Origin of the sequence: Clostridium ragsdalei P11 (genome assembly GCF_001675165.1) — a bacterium.
Classification (GTDB): Bacteria; Bacillota; Clostridia; order Clostridiales; family Clostridiaceae; genus Clostridium_B; species Clostridium_B ragsdalei.
Genome location: NZ_LROS01000056.1, coordinates 1 through 1,484 on the forward strand (window position 1 = coordinate 1; position 1,484 = coordinate 1,484).

Annotated in this window: 1 rRNA gene; it reads left to right on the forward strand. The window is 51.4% G+C overall.

Annotated elements, in window-relative coordinates:
• Nucleotides 1-1,425: ribosomal RNA gene (locus CLRAG_RS17000) — 16S ribosomal RNA — on the forward strand; the annotation flags it as partial.
• Nucleotides 1,426-1,484: the final 59 nt, after the last annotated feature.

The following is a 1,484-nucleotide window of genomic DNA, read 5'->3' on the forward strand; positions in this document are numbered from 1 at the left end:
GTGGATTAGCGGCGGACGGGTGAGTAACACGTGGGTAACCTACCTCAAAGAGGGGGATAGCCTCCCGAAAGGGAGATTAATACCGCATAATAATCAGTTTTCACATGGAGATTGATTTAAAGGAGTAATCCGCTTTGAGATGGACCCGCGGCGCATTAGCTAGTTGGTAGGGTAACGGCCTACCAAGGCGACGATGCGTAGCCGACCTGAGAGGGTGATCGGCCACATTGGAACTGAGAGACGGTCCAGACTCCTACGGGAGGCAGCAGTGGGGAATATTGCACAATGGGCGAAAGCCTGATGCAGCAACGCCGCGTGAGTGAAGAAGGTTTTCGGATTGTAAAGCTCTGTCTTTGGGGACGATAATGACGGTACCCAAGGAGGAAGCCACGGCTAACTACGTGCCAGCAGCCGCGGTAATACGTAGGTGGCGAGCGTTGTCCGGAATTACTGGGCGTAAAGAGTGCGTAGGCGGATATTTAAGTGAGATGTGAAATACCCGGGCTTAACCCGGGCACTGCATTTCAAACTGGATATCTAGAGTGCGGGAGAGGAGAATGGAATTCCTAGTGTAGCGGTGAAATGCGTAGAGATTAGGAAGAACACCAGTGGCGAAGGCGATTCTCTGGACCGTAACTGACGCTGAGGCACGAAAGCGTGGGTAGCAAACAGGATTAGATACCCTGGTAGTCCACGCCGTAAACGATGAGTACTAGGTGTAGGAGGTATCGACCCCTTCTGTGCCGCAGTAAACACAATAAGTACTCCGCCTGGGAAGTACGATCGCAAGATTAAAACTCAAAGGAATTGACGGGGGCCCGCACAAGCAGCGGAGCATGTGGTTTAATTCGAAGCAACGCGAAGAACCTTACCTGGACTTGACATACCCTGAATATCTTAGAGATAAGAGAAGCCCTTCGGGGCAGGGATACAGGTGGTGCATGGTTGTCGTCAGCTCGTGTCGTGAGATGTTAGGTTAAGTCCTGCAACGAGCGCAACCCCTGTTGTTAGTTGCTAACATTTAGTTGAGCACTCTAGCAAGACTGCCGCGGTTAACGCGGAGGAAGGTGGGGATGACGTCAAATCATCATGCCCCTTATGTCCAGGGCAACACACGTGCTACAATGGGCAGTACAGAGAGAAGCAAGACCGCGAGGTGGAGCAAACCTCAAAAACTGCCCCCAGTTCGGATTGTAGGCTGAAACTCGCCTACATGAAGTTGGAGTTGCTAGTAATCGCGAATCAGAATGTCGCGGTGAATACGTTCCCGGGCCTTGTACACACCGCCCGTCACACCATGAGAGCTGGCAACACCCGAAGTCCGTAGTCTAACTTAGGAGGACGCGGCCGAAGGTGGGGTTAGTAATTGGGGTGAAGTCGTAACAAGGTAGCCGTAGGAGAACCTGCGGCTGGATCACCTCCTTTCTAGGGAGTCGAAAGATAGAGTATAATCTATCTTATAAATTGATGGTTTAAGTAAGTTA